Annotated in this window: 4 protein-coding genes and 1 tRNA gene; 4 read left to right on the top strand and 1 reads right to left on the bottom strand. The window is 58.0% G+C overall.

What is annotated here, in order from left to right:
• Positions 1-387: 387 nt before the first annotated feature.
• From NW820_RS10340 to NW820_RS10330, 3 genes are all read left to right on the top strand, one after another.
• Positions 388-1,320, top strand: a complete 933-nt coding sequence (locus NW820_RS10340; RefSeq protein WP_414329307.1) for a COX15/CtaA family protein — start codon at positions 388-390, stop codon at positions 1,318-1,320.
• A 53-nt stretch (positions 1,321-1,373) separates the two neighbouring features.
• The gene (locus NW820_RS10335) at positions 1,374-2,366 is read left to right on the top strand and encodes a heme o synthase (protein WP_414407432.1); all 993 of its coding nucleotides are present in this window, start codon (positions 1,374-1,376) and stop codon (positions 2,364-2,366) included.
• Positions 2,367-2,513: 147 nt separating this feature from the next.
• Positions 2,514-2,792 carry a hypothetical protein gene (locus NW820_RS10330; protein ID WP_414343242.1) on the top strand — a complete coding sequence of 93 codons (279 nt, stop codon included), beginning with the start codon at positions 2,514-2,516 and terminating at the stop codon, positions 2,790-2,792.
• Between the two features lie 461 nt (positions 2,793-3,253).
• Here the strand turns inward: NW820_RS10330 and NW820_RS10325 are convergent.
• A tRNA-Ala gene (locus NW820_RS10325) sits at positions 3,254-3,326 on the bottom strand.
• A 253-nt stretch (positions 3,327-3,579) separates the two neighbouring features.
• Between NW820_RS10325 and sppA the strand changes: the two genes are divergently transcribed.
• Entirely contained in the window at positions 3,580-4,617 is a 1,038-nt protein-coding gene (gene sppA / locus NW820_RS10320; protein ID WP_414389255.1) for a signal peptide peptidase SppA, read from the top strand.
• Positions 4,618-4,729 lie beyond the last annotated feature (112 nt).

Below are 4,729 nucleotides of genomic sequence, written 5' to 3'. Positions count from 1 at the left end.
TGCCGCCCAAACGCTTCGCGCCGCTGCCGCGACCCCTCTCCCAGGGGGAAAAGGATTGGTCTGCTGGCTTGACTTCCCAGAGGTGCCTAGGATTCGGAACACCTGTGCGCCGAGAAAGAAATTCTTAAAAAGCCTTCGCCAGCCACAAAACCGCATTTAGGATTGGCTTCGAGGAATAGTCAGCGAGTAACCTGCGTCTTTGTTTCCAGATGGCCCGATACCAAGCCGGCTAGGCTTTTTTAGCCCAGCCTCTTTTTCAGTGCAGATGCTCGAGCCGTCAGCCCAGTCTTTGCTATGCCTTCAACTGCAATGGATTCTTCGATCTTTCATCAATCCCAACCTTCTTCCCAGCGGAATCCTGTGCTCTCAGACAAGCTTTCCCTGCGTATGGGACAAGCCCTACTGGGGTTAGCATTGGCCACTTGGCTGCTGATGGGGTTAGGCAGTGCCACCCGCGTCATGAATGCTGGGCTGTCCTGTCCAGATTGGCCCCTTTGCTACGGGGCAATTGTGCCCAGCCAGCAGATGAACCTACAGGTCTTTTTGGAATGGTTTCACCGCATGGTGGCTTCTGGGGTAGGCTTGGCTACGCTGGTTCTGATGGGGTTTGCTTGGCTGAAGCGTCAGGCATTGCCCACTTGGCTGCCCTGGGGTTTGAGCTGGGCTTTTGTTCTGGTCTTGATGCAAGGGATCCTGGGTGGGCTGACGGTCACGGAGCTGCTGCGCTTTGATATTGTGACGGCCCACTTGGGCACGGGCCTGCTGTTTTTTGCCACTTTGCTCACCCTGGGATTACTGATCTGGACAAGAGCCGGTTCTAAGGACTCCATCCTGCCGCTGCGACTGGGTGAAGGGCCATTTTCCGTCGGCTACTTGCCTTGGCTGGGCTTGGGGGCGGTGCTGCTGGTGTATGTCCAGAGCCTTCTGGGCGCCTTGGTGGCCTCCCAATGGGCTTTGCATCAATGCTTTGCTGCCGGCGAGCTGTGCTGGGTGATGAATAGCCACTTGCTGGGGGTTGCTCCGGCCACCCTTGGGGTGTTGGCGGTAGCGGTGGCCACCGGGCTGCGGCGCAAGCGGATCCCCCGCCTTCTCAAGTTCTTGGGCCATGGGTCTGTTGGCCTGCTGTTGGCCCAGGTGGGGATCGGTGTTTTGACCTATCATTACCGGCTGCAGGTAGAACCCCTAACGGTGGCCCATCAGATGATGGGGGCAGCTTTGCTGGCCTGTCTGCTGGGTTTTACGGTGCTGGCCTGGCGAATGCGAACCCAGGGGGAAGAAGGCCAGTGGATGGCCATGACCGCAGAAATGACCGGTGAGTGAATTTCATGCAAGATAGCGTTTTAGTCGACCGTCAGGCTTCCTACCAGAACCCGATGGGGGGGATCCCCTCTGAGCAGAGCCCATGTGCTCTGGGGTGCGAGCGCCAGGCGCTTGTCCAGGTTTTGCGCAGCTACAGCCAGTTGGTGAAGCCCAAGATCATCGCCCTCTTGCTGATGACGACGGCTGGGGCCATGTGGATGGCAGGCAACACCGACCTGTTCAGGTTTTTCATCACCCTTTTGGGGGGAGGAATGGCGGCGGCGGCAGCCAACGTCATCAACATGGTGTATGACGCCGATATCGATCGGATGATGGAGCGAACCCGCCATCGTCCCCTGCCTTCCGGTCGAATCCGGGCGCGGGATGCTCTGATTTTTTCGGGGATCCTGGCTTTGGCTGCCTTTGGGTTGTTGGCTATTTTCACCAACCTGCTGGCTGCCGGTTTGGCCATGTCGGGGATCCTGGTGTATGTGGGGGTCTATACCCACTGGCTGAAGCGTTCCAGCACGCAAAATATTGTCATCGGTGGAGCGGCAGGAGCGATCCCACCTTTGGTGGGCTGGGCAGCAACCACAGGCGAGCTCAGCTGGGCCGCGTGGGTGATGTTCGCCATCATCTTTTTGTGGACTCCACCCCACTTCTGGGCTTTGGCCATTCTGAAGCGGGAAGACTATGCCCGTGCCGGGGTGCCGATGCTGCCGGTGGTAGCGGGCGAAAGACTCACTGCCGCACAGATTTTGCTCTACGCGCTGCTGATGGTTCCGGTCAGCCTGTTGCTGGTTTACCCCTTAGGGATGCTGGGATCCTTTTATCTGAGCGCGGCGGCGCTGCTGGGATCCCTCTTGGTTTGGAAGGCGGTGCAGTTGCTGCAGGATCCCTGCGACCGAGATCGGGCGGCCTCGCTCTTCACGTTTGCCAACCTGTATCTGCTGCTGTTGTGCGGGGCCATGGGTCTGGATAGGTGGTCGTTAACCCACATCCTCTGGAGCCAGGCCACTGCGTCCCTCCAAGGGATTTACACCACCCTCATAGCGCTGGCCAGCTGACTTGCGCGAATGGGGGATCCCTGGGTTGATAACCCCCGTTGGCCAGCCGGTTTTTCCTCAAAATTGCGGTCCATTCTCAGAGAGTGACACTCCATACCGTGCAGGGTAGAATGAGCTAATCATTAGCCAAGCAAGACACACCCGGCCATGACCAATGAGGAAATTGAGACGCGGTTTGTCCAGTTGGCCGAAGCTGTGACCAGGGTGGCCAATACAGTTGCCCAGGTTACCGATGCTCAGCTTGCCTTGCAGACCCTTTCAGGGCGTCTCGCCGAAGTCGTCCTGGAGTTAAGGCAGGAAGTGCGAGAATTGCGGCAGGAGCTGAGAGAATTGAGGCAGCGGCAGGCTGAATCGGATCAACGCTTTGAGGTTCTCCTTCAGGAAATCCGCTTCTTAATCCGCCGTCAGGGAGAGGGGCAAGCGTGAGTTGGGAAATCGCCTGGTGGAAGCTCCTGAGATAGGTCAGGATCCTCTCCGTGGAAAGGGTGAAAACAGCGGAGGATCCCTTGCTGCCTAAGGTTTGCTCCCAAGCAGAATACTTTCATTATTTCAAACAGCAATGAAACGGCTTGCTGCGTCGATCCCTAACTCCCCTCTCCCAGGGGGAGAGAAGCCGGAGGTGAGGGAAGGCCGCCTTACAGGAGAGGAGTTGGGGGTAGATTTTGCCGAGCCTTTGTGGACACTTAAGAAGCCCAGAAGCCTTGCTGGATAGGACTGTCTGGGCTTGGGGAGATGTTGCTGAACCGTTTCGCAACGCATAGTCACTTATCTCACCGTCAAGGTGAAACAAACAACCGCTTGCTTCCTGCTAAGGCCTCCGGCCCGCTAGCGCAAGCAGTAGAAATAGATGGTAATAGAAGCCACGACTGCTATCGGCCCTCTGGGGATGGAGCTTAGCGGACTTGAACCGCTGACCCCTTCAATGCCATTGAAGTGCTCTACCAACTGAGCTAAAGCCCCAATCACTTGGCTTCGAGCCAGAATCCCGCTCAAGGATCCTACCCTCTACTCCAGCTTACACTGGCAACCTGCAGAAGATGCCTCAGCGGTAAAAAACGCTGGAACCTGATCGTAAATAAGTGGAGGATCCTTGTCAATAGCTTGGATGGCTCAACCGAGATGAGGAGTTTGCTTGGTTCTCAGCCTTTTGGTGTCAGACGTTGCGAGAAGCCCGCGGGGTGGTAGAACGGAGTCAGTGGCAATTGAGGGGCCTGTGACACAAGAAACTCAGCTTAACCGCATTTTGGCGGCTTCTTTGCTGGTCGTCTGCCTTATTGCGGCCATTGTCGGGGGCACGCGCCCTGCCCCAGAGCCTACCCGAGGCGGGGTTGGCCTAGAGGCTGCACGGGGGGCGGAGCGCATCGAGGTGGTCACCCTGGAAGGAACGATAGGCGGCCCAGGGGGTTCGACTTTGGTAGGCCTGCCCACTTCTCCTGTGGAACAGTTGCGGGAGGCAGCACGGGATCCCTCTGTCAAGGCTGTATTGCTGCGCATCAACAGTCCCGGCGGAGCTGTGGGATCCAGCCAGGAACTCTACCGTGCCGTAACTGCTCTGCACGAGGCGGACAAGCCGGTGATCGCTATCCTAGAAAACATTGCTGCCAGTGGGGGGTACTACGTGGCCAGCGCTGCCGACAAAATCTATGCCAACCCTGGCACCCTGACCGGCAGCATAGGGGTTATCATCAGCGGCCTCAGCTTTGGTAAGTTGCTGGAGAACTACGGCATAGAGCCGCAGACCTTCAAAACCGGCGAGTACAAAGACCTTCTCTCTCCTTTCCGCAGTGCCACTCCTCAAGAGCAGCGCCTTCTGCAAAACTTGGTGGAGGATACCCTCGAGCAGTTCATTCGCGATGTGGCCCAAGGACGCCAGCACTTGCCAGAAAAGGCAGATGAGGTGCTGGAAGCAGAGATGATCGCGCGACGGCAGAGCTTGGATGAAGACCGGGTGCGACAATTGGCCGATGGACGCATCTTCACCGGGGCGCAAGCTGTGGAGGTGGGCTTGGTGGATGCTTTGGGGGGCTACACCGAAGCGGTGGAGGATCTGCGGCGCATGACCGGGGATCCCTCTTTGTCGCCGGCGGGTGAGGGAGAGGGCTTCCAACGAGTACTGCGACGCCTGTTAAGCCAAGGACTGTCCTCGCAAAGGCAAGCCGCTTGGCTGGGCCGGCTGTTGGAGAGCAACGAGGCTGTTGGGATCCCAGACGTGCCGTTGCTGTGGATGGCGCCGGAGTGGACTTTGCGCTAAACCTAAATCTAATCAGGACGGGTTTTGGGTGTGGGGGGTGAACGGTGAATCGAGAACCGGTCGCGCCGGCGGCGCAGGGCACTTTGAGAGCAGCTGCTCTGGGAGTGCAGGG

This window comes from Synechococcus sp. R55.7 (genome assembly GCF_047461955.1).
GTDB lineage: Bacteria > Cyanobacteriota > Cyanobacteriia > Thermostichales > Thermostichaceae > Thermostichus.
The sequence above is the reverse complement of the archived record's forward strand: the minus strand, read 5'-3'. Positions and strand labels throughout refer to the sequence as shown.